Below are 15,372 nucleotides of genomic sequence, written 5' to 3'. Positions count from 1 at the left end.
CATCTGGCGGCGTGGCATGAACCGGATTATAAAAGTTTACGTAACGTTCGCGGCCATCGGGGTTTTGGCAAGGATCAATTACCACAACGGTATGTTGTAGCCAGTTTTTTGATTTGGTGTTAGACGGATCAACCAATTCGTACAGCATCTGCATGGCTGCTTCGCTGGAGCTGGGCTCGTTGCCGTGGATGTTATAATTTAGCCAAACGATGGCCGGGAAATCTGTACTTCCCTGACCGGAACTTAATCCTGCCAATCTTAAATTATTCTGGCGGATGTCTTCCAACCGGCCAATATTTTCATCCGAAGCAATAAACGCAGCCAAAAGTGGCCGACCTTCGCTCGTGCTTCCGTATTGCACTAATTTTACATTTTTTGAAGCTTGCGCGATGTACCTGAAATATTCTGCAATGCGGTAATGTTGCGTAAACCTATCGCCCAAAGTATAACCTAAAAATTCGGCCGGTGATTGTATTTTTTGTGCTTTTAAAACCGTAGCCCAAAAAAGTATCGGTAAAAACAGTATCAGTTTTTTCATGGAAAGAGAAAATATTTCAAAAAGCCTAAGCTATTGATTTTTGTGTACGGTTTGCGTTTGTAAAAGGAAATTTGCAGAAAGGCTTATTTTAGAAAATGAAGGAAAACTAAAATAAGCTTTTGGATTTTCATTCCATATATTAGAATTCCTTAAAATTGCCATCATGACAACCGAACAGCTTTACCAAATCTTCCTCCAACACCCACATATTTCCACCGATACGCGTAAAATTACTCCCAACAGCATTTTTTTCGCTTTAAAAGGAGCAAACTTTAACGCCAACACATTTGCCGAAAAAGCGCTGGAAATGGGTGCCGCGTATGCCGTAATTGATGAAGCTGCCTATCGTAAAAGCGACCGTTTTATTTTGGTGGATGATGTGCTTGCGGCTTTGCAGGATTTAGCACGATACCATCGGAAACAATTAAACATTCCGGTAATTGGTTTAACAGGCTCCAACGGAAAAACGACAACGAAAGAACTGATCAATTCTGTTTTGAACCAGCGTTTTAAAACGTACGCCACCAAAGGAAACCTGAATAACCACATTGGTGTTCCGCTTACGCTTTTATCTATTTCACGTGAAACAGAAATAGCCATTATCGAAATGGGCGCCAACCACCAACAGGAAATTGCTTTTTTATGCAGCATTGCGCAACCCACGCACGGTTTAATTACCAACATTGGCAAGGCGCATTTGGAAGGTTTTGGCGGCCCCGAAGGCGTGCGGAAAGGCAAAGGCGAGTTGTTTGATTTTTTAGAGCAAACTAGCGGGACTGTTTTTGCAAACCACGACGATTTGATTTTAGAGGAAATGACTTTCCACCGGCATTTTAAACACGTGGTTTATTACGGAAAAGATGAAACGAATTCAGTTTCCGGGGAAATATTGGAAAATGTGCCGCTGTTAAAAATCGAATGGCAGGCAAATGAAGGGACTTCAACCCAAAAACAGGAAGTACAAACACAATTGACCGGAAGTTACAACTTTGATAATATTTTGGCAGCCATTTGTATCGGAAACCATTTTAAACTTTCTGCAGAGCAAATTAATACAGGAATTGAAAGTTATCAGCCGGAAAACAGCCGCTCGCAAATCGTTCAAACCAAAACCAATACGCTGATTTGCGATTATTACAACGCCAACCCAAGCAGCATGGAAGTTGCCATCAAAAATTTGGATGCCATTACGGCCAATAAAAAAGTTTTGATTTTAGGCGATATGTTTGAACTGGGCGAGCACTCCTCCGCAGAACACGAACTGATCATCAAAAAAGCAAACGAAATTGCAGCCGATCAACGGATTTTTATCGGTTCAGCTTTTTACCAGCACCATGCTTCTTTTACCGGTACTTTTTTTGAAATTACCGATGCTGCCTTTATCGCCCTAAAATCTTCGCCAATAACCAATGCAACTGTTTTGGTAAAAGGTTCGAGGAGTATGAAATTGGAAAGTTTGCTGGAGCTTTTGTAGGAGGACAAAAGCTACGACTTCAATTTTGGAAGTACACATTTATGCAAATTCCTTTTTAGCTATATAAAGATCATATTCCATTTGCATACCTAACCAGTAATGAGAACTGATTCCTAAAAACTTTTCAATCTTGATGGCGAGTTTTGCTGAAATATTTCTTTTACCGGCAAAAATTTCGCTTAAATGATGTGGTAAAATGCCCAGTGCTTGGGCTACATCTTTCTTTAAGAGTCCTCTTTCTTCTATTTCTTCCAGCAAAAATTCTCCGGGATGAAATGCCTCAATTTCAATTTCTTTACCAGTATGATCTAATACTTGATTGCCCATAGATTATTTGTAACGCCTATTAAGACGTATTTTATGAGTAATGATTTGAAATTTCTTCGATGTAGATAATTTCAACATTGCCCTGTTTATCTATTCTAAATATAAGTCGATACGATTTGTTCAGTCGTATTGAATACTTGTCCTTATATCTTTTCTCTTTTAACTTTTCAAAATGAAGACTTTTATTGCTTCTTAATTCCAGCGTATTTTGTGCTGCCTTTATTTGAAACAAACGCCTTTTAAAAGCCTTAATTACTTCTTCAGGAAAATCTTGCTTACCTATTAATGGTTGATCTTTTGCTAATTCAGCTAAATAAGAATCTTCAATTTTTAAAATCATTTTAATTTATTTGATAAGCACCTTTCCTGGAAAGGACTTATTGATTAAGCATTAGCTCTTGTGTTAAGTTAGGAGCTTTTGCAACGATTATTTTTATAATTTTTTTCCATTTTTCGTTAAAGGGTTTATTGCTACAAAGAGAGTAATTGTTTTTTAAATAACCAAATTTTGGTTATAATATTTATATAAACTTATTATAAAGCATCCGTACCAACTTCTGCCCAATTGTCAGGTTTTTGCTGATGCTTCTTTTATCAGCATAAAATTGATAATCGGAATACTTTTTGAAATACCGTTATCAACATAAAAAAGGAAACAACAAAATGGGTTTAGGATATTTATTGATGATTGCCATCGCGCTGCTTAGTTTTGGCGTGCAATGGCGTTTTAAAAGCAAGTTTAAACAGTATGCCGAACTTCCGTTGCTTTCGGGTTTATCCGGCAAAGAAGTGGCCGAAAGAATGCTGCATGATAACGGTATTTACGATGTCAAAGTGATTTCTGTAGATGGACAATTGACCGACCATTACAACCCGGAAAATAAAACCGTGAATTTAAGCGGAGATGTTTACGAAAGCCGAAGTGTTGCTTCTGCTGCCATTGCTGCCCACGAATGTGGCCACGCTGTGCAACACGCGAAAGCTTATGCTTGGTTAACTTTCCGTTCGGCTATAGTCCCGATTGTGCAAACGGCTTCAACCATCACGCAATGGACTTTGATGATTGGTATTATGTTGCTGGTTTTTAGCGGAAACCCGATCGTTTTAGGCGTTGGCGTAGTTGCTTTGGCTTTGGTTACGGCTTTCAGCTTTATTACTTTACCGGTTGAGTTTGATGCCAGCAACCGTGCTTTGGCCTGGCTAAACAACAATTATACGGTGATGCAAACCAGCGAAGAACACGAAGAAGCAAAAGATGCGTTGTGGTGGGCTGCCATGACTTACGTTGTTGCTGCTTTAAGTGCCTTAGCAACTTTGGTTTATTACGCTTCTTTTTTGTTTAACAGTAGAAGAAATTAATTTCAGAAAAGCTTTTTACAAGTACGGCCCCGATCAATGATCGGGGCCGTACTGTTTTTATGCCAGTAAAAGAAGTATCTTAATTCAGCTTGTAAGGAGCAACTAATTGAAACTCCGGAATTTGAACGTCAAATTGGTGGTTATCCAGCAAACGCAGCATTTGGTATTCACCTTTCATAGTGCCCATTTCGGTTTTTAAATTACAGCCCGAAACGTATTCATGCTGATTTCCTGGTTCGATAACCGGTTGCAAACCAACAACACCTTCGCCTTCAACTTCGCGGTGCGTTCCGTTAGAATCAAAAATATGCCAATGCCTGCGCATTAATTGCACGGCATAATCGGTCATATTTTCGATGTTGACTTTATAAGCAAACATAAAATGTTCGTTTGCCGGGTTAGAATATTCTTGTTGGTACAGTGTTTCTATGGAAACTTTAACACCGTCGGTAATTGTGTTCACCATAAAGCTTGTCAAATTTTAATGTGATAAAAGAAGCATTCTTCAACAATCACGCCATAACCAAAGCGTGTGCCGTTTTGATTCCTTCCAAAATGTCATAAATTTCTTCCAAATTTTCGGAAGCAACCAATTTCATCCGGGTTTCTTTAAAATTTTCTACGCCTTTAAAATAATTGGCGTAATGGCGGCGCATTTCAAAAATCCCGGTTTTTGGCCCTTTCCAGGCAATTGATTTTTGCAGATGTGTTTTGCAAACCTCCACCCGTTCTTCTATCGTAGGCTTGGGCAAAAAGTTGCCTGTTTTGAGATAATTTTTTATTTCCCTAAAAATCCATGGGTTTCCGATCGAAGCGCGTCCGATCATCATACCGTCCACACCAAACTCCTGTTTCCAGGCCAGCGCTTTTTCCGGCGAATCAATATCTCCGTTGCCAAAAATTGGGATTTCAATGTTCGGATTCTTTTTTACTTCGCTAATTAATCGCCAGTCGGCCTCGCCTTTGTACATCTGTGCGCGCGTACGGCCATGAATGGTTAACGCTTTAATACCAACTTCCTGCAAACGCTCGGCAACGGTATAAATATTTTTGGTATGGTCGTCCCAGCCCAAACGTGTTTTTACGGTAACCGGTAAATGTGTTGCTTCAACCACAGCTTTCGTCATGGCTACCATTTTATCAATGTCCTGCAACAAACTTGCGCCTGCACCTCTGCAAGCTACATTTTTTACCGGGCAGCCATAATTAATGTCAATCAAATCCGGATTGGCTTTCGTTGCAATTTGTGTTGCTTCGCGCATACTTTCGATGCTGCTGCCAAAAATTTGAATGCCTATCGGCCGCTCGTATTCAAAGATATCCAGCTTTTGCCTGCTTTTGGCCGCATCACGGATCAATCCTTCCGAAGAAATAAACTCCGTGTACATCATATCGGCACCGTTTTGCTTACAAACATAACGGAACGGCGGATCGCTCACATCTTCCATCGGCGCCAGCAACAACGGGAATTCTCCCAGATCAATATTTCCTATTTGAACAGACATGTTTATCTTTAAGCCCTGCAAATTTACGTAATTTATCAGCAGTTGATGGAAAAGCCTTATTACCAAATGTCGTACGCGTTGCAGTTTTTGCTGCTGGTGCTGCTTGCTGTGGCCGGTTTAGTTTTGGGCGGATTGATTTGCGGTGTGATCGTGGTAATTCTTTACGGCCCTTCTGCTTTTGGTGCGATGTTGAACATGAGCGCCAATATGCCCGAAAGCACGCTCAACAGTTTAAAAATTATGCAAATGGGTTCGTCCATTTTTGGGTTTTTGATTCCGGCCATCTTTTTTGCCAAAGTAATTGTAAGGCAGCCCGTTCCTTATCTCAAAGCAAACTGGCGTTTTCCGCTGATACTTCTTTTACTGGTATTTTTTATCATGCTCGTTTCTTCGCCGCTGATGGAAATGCTCATCAACCTCAACCAAAAAATGGTTTTTCCGCAGTTTTTAAAAGGCTTGGAACGATGGATGCGCAACATGGAAGACAACGCCGGCCAGCAAACAGAGATTTTGTTGCAGATGAAAAGCCCGGCAAGTTTTATCGTCAACCTGCTGATGATTGCCATTTTGCCGGCCGTTTCCGAAGAATTTATTTTCCGCGGCTGCTTCCAGCAAATTTTTACCGGCTGGACAAGAAATATGCACTGGGGAATCTGGATTACGGCGGCCTTATTCAGTGCCATCCATTTCCAGTTTTTCGGGTTTTTGCCGCGCATGATGCTGGGCGTTTTCTTCGGCTATTTTGCGGCCTGGAGCGGCAGTATCTGGCCGGGCGTTTTAGGCCATTTTTTAAACAATGGAACCGCTTTGGTAGTTAGTTATCTGTACCAGTTAAAAATGATCAAAACCAACCCAGACGAGCAGCATTTATTTGATTGGAAGAGTTATGCATTCAGTTTGATCCTTACGCTCGTACTGTTTTTAGCCTATCAAAAATTGTCTCAACCCAAACAAAAGGATTTACAGGAAGCATAATGGAAGCAGACTGGGTTAAAATTTATACTTCCACCAATTTTTTTCAGGCCGAACTGGTTAAACAGCTTTTAACGCAGCACGAAATGGAAGTGGTGTTGATGAACAAACAGGATTCGGCGCACAAAGTATTTGGGCAGATTGACGTTTACATCCACAAATCGTCTTTTAGCCAGGCCATTGAAATCATGGTTTTAAACGACATTAACCCATGAAAACCCGCGCCATAACCGGTTTCTTTTTTGTGGTGGTGATGCTGGCCGCGTTCTTTTTCGGGCCATCTGTTTTTGTGGGTTTCTTCTCGTTGTTGGCCTTACTTTCGCTGTTTGAGTTTTATGGTTTGATTAAAACTACCGGTATTTATCCGCAGCAAATTTTAGGCTTAATGCTCGGTTTGGTTATTTGCGCGGCCGCTGCTTCTTTTTGGTTCGATGCTTCTTTTACCACCTATTTTTCAGTGTCCATCATTCCGATTGCCGTAAGCATTTTTTTTGCCGAATTGTACCGAAAATCAGAAAAACCCTTCCACCAAATTGCTTATACTTTTTTAGGCTTAATCTATACGTTGCTGCCTTTTGTATTTTTTATAGCGATGGCTTTTGTGCAAAAAAATTTCAACCCGCATTTTTCGTTAGGCTTCATCCTTTTATTATGGACGAACGATACCTGCGCTTATTTGACGGGGAGAAAACTCGGTAAAACCAAATTGTTCGAACGTCATTCGCCCAAAAAAACCTGGGAAGGATTTATCGGCGGTTTGATTTTGACGGCTGTAATTGCTTTCGTCATCAGCTGTTATTTTAAAGAAATTTCTTCGTTGCATTGGATCATCATCGGCATCATCATTTCTGTTTTTGGCACGATGAGCGACCTGGTAGAAAGTATGCTTAAAAGAAGCATCAACGTAAAAGATTCGGGCAATATTCTGCCGGGCCACGGCGGCTTACTGGACCGTTTCGACGGACTTTTAATGGCGGCTCCGTTAGTTTTTATTTACCTTTACCTTGTTTTGTAATTTACTACGCTATTTTTACGCATGACGATCCATAAAGAAGGCTACAATACCATCGCATTAAGTATCCTGTTCATTTTCGTGCTCAATGCACTCGTTCAATTTTATTTTCCCGATGCAAATACTTTTCATTGGGTGATTTACATTTTCTCGGCCATTCTTTTTCTGGTGGTGCTGCAATTTTTTAGAAACCCAAAAATAGCGGTTACGCAAGATGAAAAACTGGTAGTTTGCCCGGCAGATGGCAAAGTGGTGGTTATCGAAGAAGCGCAGGAAACTGAATATTTAAAAGATAAACGTTTGCAAATTTCGATTTTTATGTCGCCCATAAATGTCCATGTAAACCGAAACCCGATTACGGGCGTAGTAAAATACTTTAAATATCACGCCGGAAAATATTTGGTGGCCTGGCATCCAAAATCCTCAACCGAAAACGAACGGACGACAGTTGTGGTAGAAACGCATCAAGGAATTCCGGTTTTGTTTAGACAGATTGCCGGCGCGATGGCCCGACGAATTGTTTGGTACGTAAAAGAAGGCGACGAAGTAAAACAAGGCGACCAGTTTGGCTTTATCAAATTTGGTTCGCGCGTAGATGTTTTTTTACCGCTGGGAACCAAAGTAAACGTCAACTTAGGCGAAACCGTAAAAGGCGGAAGAACGGTTTTGGCAGAATTGGTAACGGATTGAATGATTGATTTTATTCAGCTGCTATCCAACTGTCAGGTTCTGTCATTTCAACCGCAGGTAGAAATCTTCTTTCAGCAAGTTGATCTCTTTAATTTTATGCCGATAAAAGAAGCATGAATATTTTAAAGAAGATTTCTCCCTACGGTCGAAATGACAGCAAGGAAAAATCAATCTCAAAATTTACCTCACAAAAGAAGCCTTTCAGAAAAATCTGAAAGGCTTCTTTTATCAACCAAATATCTTTAAAAAGCTTAAACTCTTTTAGATTTAATACGTGCTGCTTTACCGGTTAATTCGCGCAGGTAAAACAATTTGGCACGACGTACTTTACCATGGCTGTTCACTTCTACTTTGTCAATGTTTGGCGAATTAACTGGAAAAATCCGCTCAACACCAATACCATTAGAAACTTTACGAACGGTAAATGTTTCGTGGGCGCCCGTACTGTTACGCTGGATCACAACGCCTTGGTAAAGCTGAATACGCTCCTTGGCGCCTTCCCTGATTTTGTAATAAACACTAACGGTATCGCCAGCTTTAAAGGAAGGCAACGTGCTTTTAACTATGTTTTGTTCTTCAACAAATTTTACTAAATCCATGATTTTAAGCTCTTAATAACGATTTTTAACCCGTAAAAATCGGATTGCAAGTATAGGGATTTTAAATTAATTTTTAAAGGTTGATTTAAATTTTTCAACATTCCAATTTTTATGCACATAAAAACAGTATCACGTAAGCAAATCAGGCCGGCGTTGCTTTGTCCGCTCCAAAGCTTGTTCGTGCCGCCATTTTTCTATCTCGCCTGCATTCCCGCTTAGCAAAACTGACGGAACGGCTTGTCCGTTCCATTCTGCCGGCCGTGTGTACAAAGGCGCGTCCAATAGTCCATCCTGAAAAGAATCAGACAAAGCAGAAGTTTCATCAGAAAGCACGCCCGGAATCAACCGCACCACAGCATCTACCAAAACTGCTGCCGGTAATTCCCCTCCCGAAAGTACATAATCGCCAACAGAAATTTCTCGCGTAACAAAAGTATCCCGAATGCGCTGATCAATCCCTTTGTAATGTCCGCACAAAATCATGATGCTTCTTTTAAGGGATAAATTATTGGCGATTTGCTGGTTCAATGTTTCCCCGTCGGGCGACATAAAAATGATTTCATCGTATTCCCGCTCCGATTTTAAATGTTCGATGCAATTGGCAAAAGGCTCTACGCCCATCACCATGCCGCCGCCACCGCCGTACGGATAATCGTCCACACTTTTTTGCTTGTTGGTTGCATAATCCCGCAAATTGTGGACGTAGATTTCGGCGATACTTTTTTTCTGCGCGCGTTGTAAAATGGAATGGGCAAAGGGGCTTTCCAGTAATCCGGGCAAAACAGTGATGATATCAAAACGCATTGGGCAAAGGTAAGGTGTTGGGGGGAAAGGTTAATCACTCCAAATAAACATCCAGCAAACCTTCCGGCAAATCCACCGTAACTACGCCTTTTACCACATCAATTCCTTTGATAATACTTTCATTAAGCGGGAAAAGCACTTCTTGGTTTTTGTAAGAAACGGTAGCAATAAACTGCTGCGGATATTCGTGGATTTCGATGATCTCGCCCAGTTCGCCTTCGTTCTCATCTACCGCAATAAAGTTCAGCAGATCTTTCAGACCAAACTCATTCTTCTTCTTTTTGGGTTTGTTTTTGTTGGATAAAAACACGTTCTTTTTGACCAGCAAAGCTGCCTTTTCAATGGTGTCCACATCTTCCAACAAAACATAAGCAATATTTTTTTGCGGAAGTTTAAAAAACGTTACAAAATACGGAACCTGTTTGCCGCCAAGCTCAATAAACAAAGTGGTAAATTTTAGCTTTTCGGGTTCATCAAAAGCAACAAAAACCTGCAGTTCGCCTTTTAAACCACGCGTTTTGGTAACGGTTCCTATTTGGAAATGATCTTCTGTTGTCATCAATAAAAAGGTGCTAAAACAAGTATAGCGAAGCGCTTCTGTTGCAAGAAGCTGCTTCGCTATAAATTTGATTTATATTTTTAATTACTCAGCCGGAGTTTCGGTTGCTTCATCAGCAGCAACAGGTTCTGGTGCCGGTGGTGTGTTTTTAGCAGTAATTGCTGCGGCACGATCAGCATTTTTCTTAGCTTCTGCAGCCAAAGCTGCTTTACGCGCTTCGTCTTTTGCAGAACCTAAATCAGTTTTCTTTCCGCTGATCTTGTTTTCTTTTTGTTCGGCCCATTCTGCAAATTTTGCATCGGCTTGTTCTGCCGTTAAGGCACCTTTTTTAACGCCGCCTTGCAAGTGCTTTTTGTACATTACGCCTTTGTAGGCCAAAATTGCACGGCAGGTATCGGTTGGTTGCGCGCCTGTGTTTACCCATTCCAGCGTTTTATCAAAATTAATGTTGATGGTTGCCGGGTTGGTGTTTGGGTTATAAGAACCTAAACGCTCGATGAAACGGCCATCACGTGGTGCGCGCTCATCGGCTACTACGATGTAATAAAAAGCTTTGCCTTTTTTACCGTGTCTTTGTAATCTGATTTTTGTTGCCATTTTTTGTTTTATGTATTCAACATATCCCCCGGAACTTTTTGTTGCGGGGCTGCAAAAGTAGGAAATTATTACTATTTTATCAATGTAATAATTATATATTTATGGCTCACGCTTTTTTAATCAAACAAATATAATTACTATGAAAAAAATTCAACTAAGCATTCTACTATTGTTAACTGTGTGCATTTTTTGCTCAAGTTGCGCCACTGTTTTTGGCGGCCATGTTAATACCTATCAGCGTACCCGGCCAAAAGACGGCGAACCACAAAGAAGGGTACGTGTAGGCGCATTAATTGCTGATGTTATCCTTTTTTGGCCGGGAACTATTGTTGATTTTGCTACCGGCGCTATCTATAAACCCGCCCCAAACGAGCCTTCCAAACAAGAAAACTTTAAAACCTTATAAATACTTTAATAGCCAGTTTAATTAAACTGGCTATTTTTGTTTATGGAAAAACAACGTATTGCCATTGATATGGATGAAGTTTTGGCAGATGTAATTGCCAAATTTCAATATTTATATAAACGAGACCACCCAAACGAGGTTTTACAGGAACTGAAAGACGGCCAGGAATTTTACCACATTTTGCCCGAACCTATTGCCGGAGATTTTAGAAAACACATTTACGAAAAAGGTTTTTTCCGGGATTTGGAAGTGATTAAAGACAGCCAGCGCGTGGTGAAAGAGTTAGACCAGAAGTACGATGTGTTTATCGTTTCTGCCGCAATGGAATTTCGGAACTCGCTGGAAGATAAAGTGGATTGGCTGGCAGATCATTTTCCGTTCATCCCCTGGCAGCGCACTATTTTTTGCGGCTTAAAAATAGTAAATGTTGATATGATGATTGATGACCGCAGCCGTAATTTTACCGCTTTTGATGGCAGGCCGCTGCTGTTTACTTCTCCCCATAATAAATTGATTACCGAGTTTGAACGCGTAAACACCTGGGAAGAAGTTGCCGCCAAACTATTATAAATTTTAGGTAGTAAAAGAAGCATGCTTCTTTTACTACCTAAAATTTACAAAGACAGGATTTCTACGATCTTTAAAAAATTGGGGTTGATAACCGTGTTGTGTTTAACGGTTTGAGAAAAATCGGTACTGGTGATTGTATTGTGTATCAAGCCAAACATTTCGTTGCGGTGGCCGTCCAGCAAACCTTCTACCGCGGCAACGCCAACACGACTGGCCAAAACCCGGTCCATACAACTTGGGCTGCCGCCGCGCTGGATGTGGCCCAAAATAGAAACCCGGGTATCATAATTCGGGTATTTTTCTTTGATCTGGTCGCCAATTTTAAACGCGCCGCCTTCTTCTTCGCCTTCGGCCACGATAATAATTTTTGATGCTTTATGCCTTCTGTCGCGCTCTAAACGCGAATAGATGGCTTCAATGTCGGTCGTCGTTCCCGGTATTAAAATCGCTTCTGCACCAGTTGCAATGCCTGTCCGTAAAGCAATCAAACCACCATCGCGGCCCATTACTTCTACAATAAACAATCGGTCGTGGGATTCTGCCGTGTCCCGAATCCTATCTACGGCATTGATAACAGTGTTGATCGCAGTATCATAACCAATGGTAAAATCTGTCCCGAACAAATCATTATCAATAGTTGCTGGCATGCCTACAATCGGAATATTAAATTCCTGCCCGAATATTTTTGCTGCAGCGAATGTTCCGTCTCCGCCAATGGCAACCAGGGCATCAACTTTGTTTTTTTGCAGTTGCTGGTAAGCCAATTTTCTGCCTTCTATCGTTCTGAACTGTTCGCTTCTGGCAGTTTTTAGGATCGTTCCGCCGCGTTGTACAATATTGGCAACCGAACGGCGGTCCATGATAAACATATCGCCGTTGATCATGCCTTCGTAACCCCGACGGATACCGGTAACCTGGATGTTGTAATATAAAGCCGTGCGCACAACGGAGCGGATAGCGGCATTCATCCCCGGCGAATCACCGCCCGAAGTAAATACGCCAATATTTTCTATAGATGTAGTACTCATAATAAAATCAATTATTGAGTTAAATAAGTTGCTGATAAACTATTTAACCGGGATGCTAAAGTCAATATCTTCTGGCGGCAGACATTGTTTATCGTTGCAAACCATGTATTCAACTTTGCCTTTGATGTTGGCCTGGTCTTTTTTCAGTTTTATTTTTTGCTGAAAGATAACCGACTTTTCAAAATATAGGACATTCATTTTAAAAACCTGCTCCATTTTGGTAACCGGCTTTGGTTCTGCCAATGCTCCGTTTAAAGCATAGTCTTTTGAAGGTGTAAAATCAATTGTCGTTTTTACCGGGCCGCCTTCTTTTTGCTGGGTTGAGTAAATGTGCCAGCCGTTATCAATGGTTGCCTTAATCAAAAGCACCGCTTCGGTTTTATTGATTTTTTTTGCCGCATATGACCATTTTACTGGTTGCAAAATTTGAGCAGACAAGCCAAAACTTAAAAAAGATATGGCTAAAAGAAGCATTAGTTTTTTCATGATGTTTTTAATTAAAAATAAATTTGATCTGTTTCAAATCATAAAATACAGTTTCGTTTTCTTTTTTGACACCCAAAAGACCAGAAGGGCTTACGGCACAAATTTCTCCTTCAAATATTTCGTCTTTGGTTTGAAACTTTAATTTCCGGCCAAAACCGTACAAGTTGTCCAAATATTCCTGTTTGATTTCTTCGGATTTCCCGGCCTTCAACTTTAAATAATAAAACTCAATGCCGGCGCAAATCTGCAACAATACTTCTTTTATGGCATAATTTTCTGAAAGTATTTGTTTAACGGAAACAGGATTTGGCAGATGGGCAGGAAAATTTTCCTGGTTAATGTTGATCCCGATGCCAACAACGGCGCTTTTAATGGCATTACCGGCAATACTGTTTTCGATCAATATACCGCCCAATTTTTTTTGTCCGTGGTAAATATCGTTCGGCCATTTTAAGCGGGTTTGGTTTCCCAAAATTTGCTGCAGAGATTTTATCACACCCAAACCAACAGCAGCAATTAAATTAAACGAATTTTGAGGCGATAAAAACAGCGGATATAAAAGCAAACTGCAAGTTAAGTTTTTTCCGGCTTCGCTGTGCCAGCCGTTTTGCTGCTGGCCTTTTCCCGCCGTTTGATGTTCTGCCATAATGACTGTTCCTTCGGGCAATGGCTTAAAATTTGCAACCAATTGTTTCAGCAGGTCATTGGTAGAAGTTATCTCCTTATATGTCAGAATATTTTGTCCAACAAATGCACCCGAAATTGTGTTATTTTGCAAAGTAGAATAAAAGGTGTGTAAATTCGTTTTCAAAACTAAGTGTTTTTAATGGTAATAAACAAGAATAAATTAGAATCAACTTTAATTTCGGAAATCATCATCAATGGAATCCAGGAAAAAAAAGGCAATGATATTGTAAGATTAGACCTCAGAAATATCCGCAGTTCGGTGTCAGATTACTTTGTGATTTGCCATGCAGAATCTACCACTCAGGTAAAAGCGATTGCAGGAAGTGTGGAAGAAGAAGTTTATAAAGCTTTAAAGCAAGATCCTTGGCGGAAAGAAGGCTTTGAATACGGTGAGTGGATTTTATTAGATTATATTGACGTTGTAGTGCACATATTTAAGACTGATAAACGCGAGTTTTACGGAATAGAAGAATTGTGGGGCGATGCCGAGTTTAAATCCTATAAAAGTGCTTAAAGTAGTTTCAGGTCCTGTAGCGTAAGTTATAAAATATGTGTTCGTAAAAAATGAAAGAAAAAAACTCTGAAAATCAGAAAACCATCCGCAGGATACCCAATAAAAAAACTACACCAAAACCACCTAAATTTAATTTTATGTGGATTTATGCAATCGCGATTATCGCATTGCTGGTTGTACCTTATTTTTTTGGCGGCAGCGGAGGTTCACTCATTAACTTTCAAAAATTTGAAAGTGATATGCTTAGAAAAGGCGACGTTGATAAAATTGTTGCCTACAAAAACGGCGATCTGGTAGTTGCCGAAGTTTACATCAAAAAAGACAGCTTAAGCAAACCGGAATACGCTCCGGTACGTGATAAACGTTCGTTCAATATGGCTACCGATAATGCACAGTATTACTTTACCGATGCATCTTACGAAAGCTTGAAAGCATCGGTGCAAAATGCGCAAAAAGACGTGCCGGACGCGCAAAAAGTGCCAATTAGTTATGAGCAACACGAAAGCTTTTTTTCCAGTTGGCTGGTACAAACCATTATTATGGTAGCTTTATTTGCCGGCATGTGGTTGCTAATTATGCGCCGTATGGGCGGTGGGGCTGGCGGCGGGCCTGGCGGACAAATCTTTAACATCGGTAAATCCAAAGCAACTTTATTTGATAAAGAATCTCAGGTAAACGTTACTTTTAACGATGTTGCTGGTTTGGAAGAAGCCAAGCAGGAAGTGATGGAGATTGTAGATTTCCTTAAAAACCCTAAGAAATATACCAATTTGGGTGGTAAAATACCAAAAGGTGCGCTGTTGATTGGCGCGCCAGGAACAGGTAAAACTTTGCTGGCAAAAGCAGTAGCTGGCGAAGCGCAAGTTCCTTTTTTCTCGCTTTCTGGTTCTGATTTTGTGGAAATGTTTGTTGGTGTTGGTGCTTCCCGTGTACGTGATTTGTTTAAGCAGGCAAAAGACAAAGCACCGTGTATCATTTTTATTGATGAAATTGATGCGATTGGCCGTGCCCGTGGCAAAAACAATATTGTTGGTGGCAACGATGAGCGCGAAAACACATTGAACCAGTTGCTGGTAGAAATGGATGGTTTCGGTACAGATTCCGGGAGTATTATTTTGGCTGCAACCAACCGTCCGGATGTTTTGGATTCTGCTTTAATGCGGCCAGGACGTTTTGACAGACAAGTTTCTATTGATAAGCCAGATTTAAACGGCCGGGAGCAAATTTTCAAAGTCCATTTACAAC

Annotated in this window: 21 protein-coding genes and 1 pseudogene (1 of these 22 cut by a window edge); 10 read left to right on the top strand and 12 right to left on the bottom strand. The window is 40.7% G+C overall.

All coding sequences use genetic code 11. From position 1 onward, the window contains the following. On the bottom strand, positions 1 to 538 hold a 538-nt coding region (locus Q0192_RS08730; protein ID WP_299289028.1), incomplete at its 3' end, for a M14 family zinc carboxypeptidase. A gap of 163 nt (positions 539 to 701) precedes the next feature. On the opposite strand from Q0192_RS08730, the gene murF reads away from it, so the two are divergent. Next, positions 702 to 2,012 (top strand): UDP-N-acetylmuramoyl-tripeptide--D-alanyl-D-alanine ligase, encoded by a 1,311-nt coding sequence (gene murF / locus Q0192_RS08725; protein WP_299289025.1) that lies wholly within the window; start codon positions 702 to 704, stop codon positions 2,010 to 2,012. Positions 2,013 to 2,051: 39 nt separating this feature from the next. On the opposite strand, the gene Q0192_RS08720 is transcribed toward murF, so the two are convergent. Then, the gene (locus Q0192_RS08720) at positions 2,052 to 2,339 is read right to left on the bottom strand and encodes a HigA family addiction module antitoxin (protein WP_299289022.1); all 288 of its coding nucleotides are present in this window, start codon (positions 2,337 to 2,339) and stop codon (positions 2,052 to 2,054) included. Positions 2,340 to 2,370: 31 nt separating this feature from the next. After that, positions 2,371 to 2,679 carry a type II toxin-antitoxin system RelE/ParE family toxin gene (locus Q0192_RS08715; RefSeq protein ID WP_299289019.1) on the bottom strand — a complete coding sequence of 103 codons (309 nt, stop codon included), beginning with the start codon at positions 2,677 to 2,679 and terminating at the stop codon, positions 2,371 to 2,373. A gap of 323 nt (positions 2,680 to 3,002) precedes the next feature. Here Q0192_RS08715 and Q0192_RS08710 point away from each other — a divergent pair, with 323 nt between their 5' ends. Then, complete coding sequence (locus Q0192_RS08710; protein WP_299289016.1) at positions 3,003 to 3,698, top strand: zinc metallopeptidase; 696 nt, start codon at positions 3,003 to 3,005, stop codon at positions 3,696 to 3,698. A gap of 79 nt (positions 3,699 to 3,777) precedes the next feature. Here the strand turns inward: Q0192_RS08710 and apaG are convergent, their stop codons facing one another. Continuing rightward, a complete protein-coding gene (apaG, locus tag Q0192_RS08705; RefSeq protein WP_299289013.1) occupies positions 3,778 to 4,164 on the bottom strand; it encodes a Co2+/Mg2+ efflux protein ApaG in 387 nt (128 codons plus the stop codon). A gap of 46 nt (positions 4,165 to 4,210) precedes the next feature. Next, the gene (gene dusB / locus Q0192_RS08700) at positions 4,211 to 5,203 is read right to left on the bottom strand and encodes a tRNA dihydrouridine synthase DusB (protein WP_299289010.1); all 993 of its coding nucleotides are present in this window, start codon (positions 5,201 to 5,203) and stop codon (positions 4,211 to 4,213) included. Between the two features lie 45 nt (positions 5,204 to 5,248). On the opposite strand from dusB, the gene Q0192_RS08695 reads away from it, so the two are divergent. The 4 genes from Q0192_RS08695 to Q0192_RS08680 are packed head-to-tail and all read left to right on the top strand — an operon-like array spanning position 5,249 to position 7,877. Then, entirely contained in the window at positions 5,249 to 6,178 is a 930-nt protein-coding gene (locus Q0192_RS08695; RefSeq protein ID WP_299289007.1) for a CPBP family intramembrane glutamic endopeptidase, read from the top strand. Beyond that, positions 6,178 to 6,390: a DUF2007 domain-containing protein gene (locus Q0192_RS08690; RefSeq protein ID WP_299289005.1), complete on the top strand. Its 213-nt coding sequence runs from the start codon at positions 6,178 to 6,180 to the stop codon at positions 6,388 to 6,390. The genes Q0192_RS08695 and Q0192_RS08690 overlap by 1 nt, the downstream gene beginning before the upstream one ends. Then, entirely contained in the window at positions 6,387 to 7,190 is an 804-nt protein-coding gene (locus Q0192_RS08685; protein ID WP_299289002.1) for a phosphatidate cytidylyltransferase, read from the top strand. Before Q0192_RS08690 ends, Q0192_RS08685 begins: the two co-directional genes overlap by 4 nt. Positions 7,191 to 7,211: 21 nt before the next feature. Next, positions 7,212 to 7,877, top strand: a complete 666-nt coding sequence (locus tag Q0192_RS08680; protein WP_299288999.1) for a phosphatidylserine decarboxylase family protein — start codon at positions 7,212 to 7,214, stop codon at positions 7,875 to 7,877. Between the two features lie 251 nt (positions 7,878 to 8,128). Here Q0192_RS08680 and rplS read toward each other — a convergent pair whose 3' ends face one another. From rplS to Q0192_RS08660, 4 genes are all read right to left on the bottom strand, one after another. Beyond that, the gene (gene rplS, locus Q0192_RS08675; protein ID WP_299288997.1) at positions 8,129 to 8,476 is read right to left on the bottom strand and encodes a 50S ribosomal protein L19; all 348 of its coding nucleotides are present in this window, start codon (positions 8,474 to 8,476) and stop codon (positions 8,129 to 8,131) included. 129 nt (positions 8,477 to 8,605) lie between these two features. Beyond that, the gene (trmD, locus tag Q0192_RS08670) at positions 8,606 to 9,280 is read right to left on the bottom strand and encodes a tRNA (guanosine(37)-N1)-methyltransferase TrmD (protein ID WP_299288994.1); all 675 of its coding nucleotides are present in this window, start codon (positions 9,278 to 9,280) and stop codon (positions 8,606 to 8,608) included. Positions 9,281 to 9,314: 34 nt separating this feature from the next. After that, a complete protein-coding gene (rimM, locus tag Q0192_RS08665; RefSeq protein ID WP_299288992.1) occupies positions 9,315 to 9,839 on the bottom strand; it encodes a ribosome maturation factor RimM in 525 nt (174 codons plus the stop codon). A gap of 84 nt (positions 9,840 to 9,923) precedes the next feature. Continuing rightward, positions 9,924 to 10,436 carry a 30S ribosomal protein S16 gene (locus Q0192_RS08660; RefSeq protein ID WP_299288989.1) on the bottom strand — a complete coding sequence of 171 codons (513 nt, stop codon included), beginning with the start codon at positions 10,434 to 10,436 and terminating at the stop codon, positions 9,924 to 9,926. A 139-nt stretch (positions 10,437 to 10,575) separates the two neighbouring features. Between Q0192_RS08660 and Q0192_RS08655 the strand changes: the two genes are divergently transcribed. Beyond that, entirely contained in the window at positions 10,576 to 10,842 is a 267-nt protein-coding gene (locus Q0192_RS08655; RefSeq protein WP_299288986.1) for a hypothetical protein, read from the top strand. A 42-nt stretch (positions 10,843 to 10,884) separates the two neighbouring features. Continuing rightward, positions 10,885 to 11,412: a 5'(3')-deoxyribonucleotidase gene (locus Q0192_RS08650; protein ID WP_299288984.1), complete on the top strand. Its 528-nt coding sequence runs from the start codon at positions 10,885 to 10,887 to the stop codon at positions 11,410 to 11,412. 44 nt (positions 11,413 to 11,456) lie between these two features. Here the strand turns inward: Q0192_RS08650 and pfkA are convergent, their stop codons facing one another. The 3 genes from pfkA to Q0192_RS08635 are packed head-to-tail and all read right to left on the bottom strand — an operon-like array spanning position 11,457 to position 13,737. Next, positions 11,457 to 12,440 (bottom strand): 6-phosphofructokinase, encoded by a 984-nt coding sequence (pfkA, locus tag Q0192_RS08645; protein WP_299288981.1) that lies wholly within the window; start codon positions 12,438 to 12,440, stop codon positions 11,457 to 11,459. Between the two features lie 39 nt (positions 12,441 to 12,479). After that, the gene (locus Q0192_RS08640) at positions 12,480 to 12,926 is read right to left on the bottom strand and encodes a protein-disulfide reductase DsbD domain-containing protein (RefSeq protein ID WP_299288978.1); all 447 of its coding nucleotides are present in this window, start codon (positions 12,924 to 12,926) and stop codon (positions 12,480 to 12,482) included. A 7-nt stretch (positions 12,927 to 12,933) separates the two neighbouring features. Further along, on the bottom strand, positions 12,934 to 13,737 hold the full coding sequence (locus Q0192_RS08635; RefSeq protein ID WP_299288975.1) for a biotin--[acetyl-CoA-carboxylase] ligase: 804 nt from the start codon (positions 13,735 to 13,737) through the stop codon (positions 12,934 to 12,936). A gap of 15 nt (positions 13,738 to 13,752) precedes the next feature. Here Q0192_RS08635 and rsfS point away from each other — a divergent pair, with 15 nt between their 5' ends. Next, positions 13,753 to 14,127 carry a ribosome silencing factor gene (gene rsfS / locus Q0192_RS08630; protein WP_299288972.1) on the top strand — a complete coding sequence of 125 codons (375 nt, stop codon included), beginning with the start codon at positions 13,753 to 13,755 and terminating at the stop codon, positions 14,125 to 14,127. A gap of 50 nt (positions 14,128 to 14,177) precedes the next feature. Further along, positions 14,178 to 15,372, top strand: a pseudogene (gene ftsH, locus Q0192_RS08625) (ATP-dependent zinc metalloprotease FtsH) (it continues 914 nt past the right edge of the window).

It is taken from the genome of uncultured Mucilaginibacter sp. (genome assembly GCF_937859865.1).
Lineage (GTDB): Bacteria > Bacteroidota > Bacteroidia > Sphingobacteriales > Sphingobacteriaceae > Mucilaginibacter_A.
Note: the sequence above shows the minus strand (reverse complement) of the source record. Positions and strands in the feature narration are given on the sequence as shown.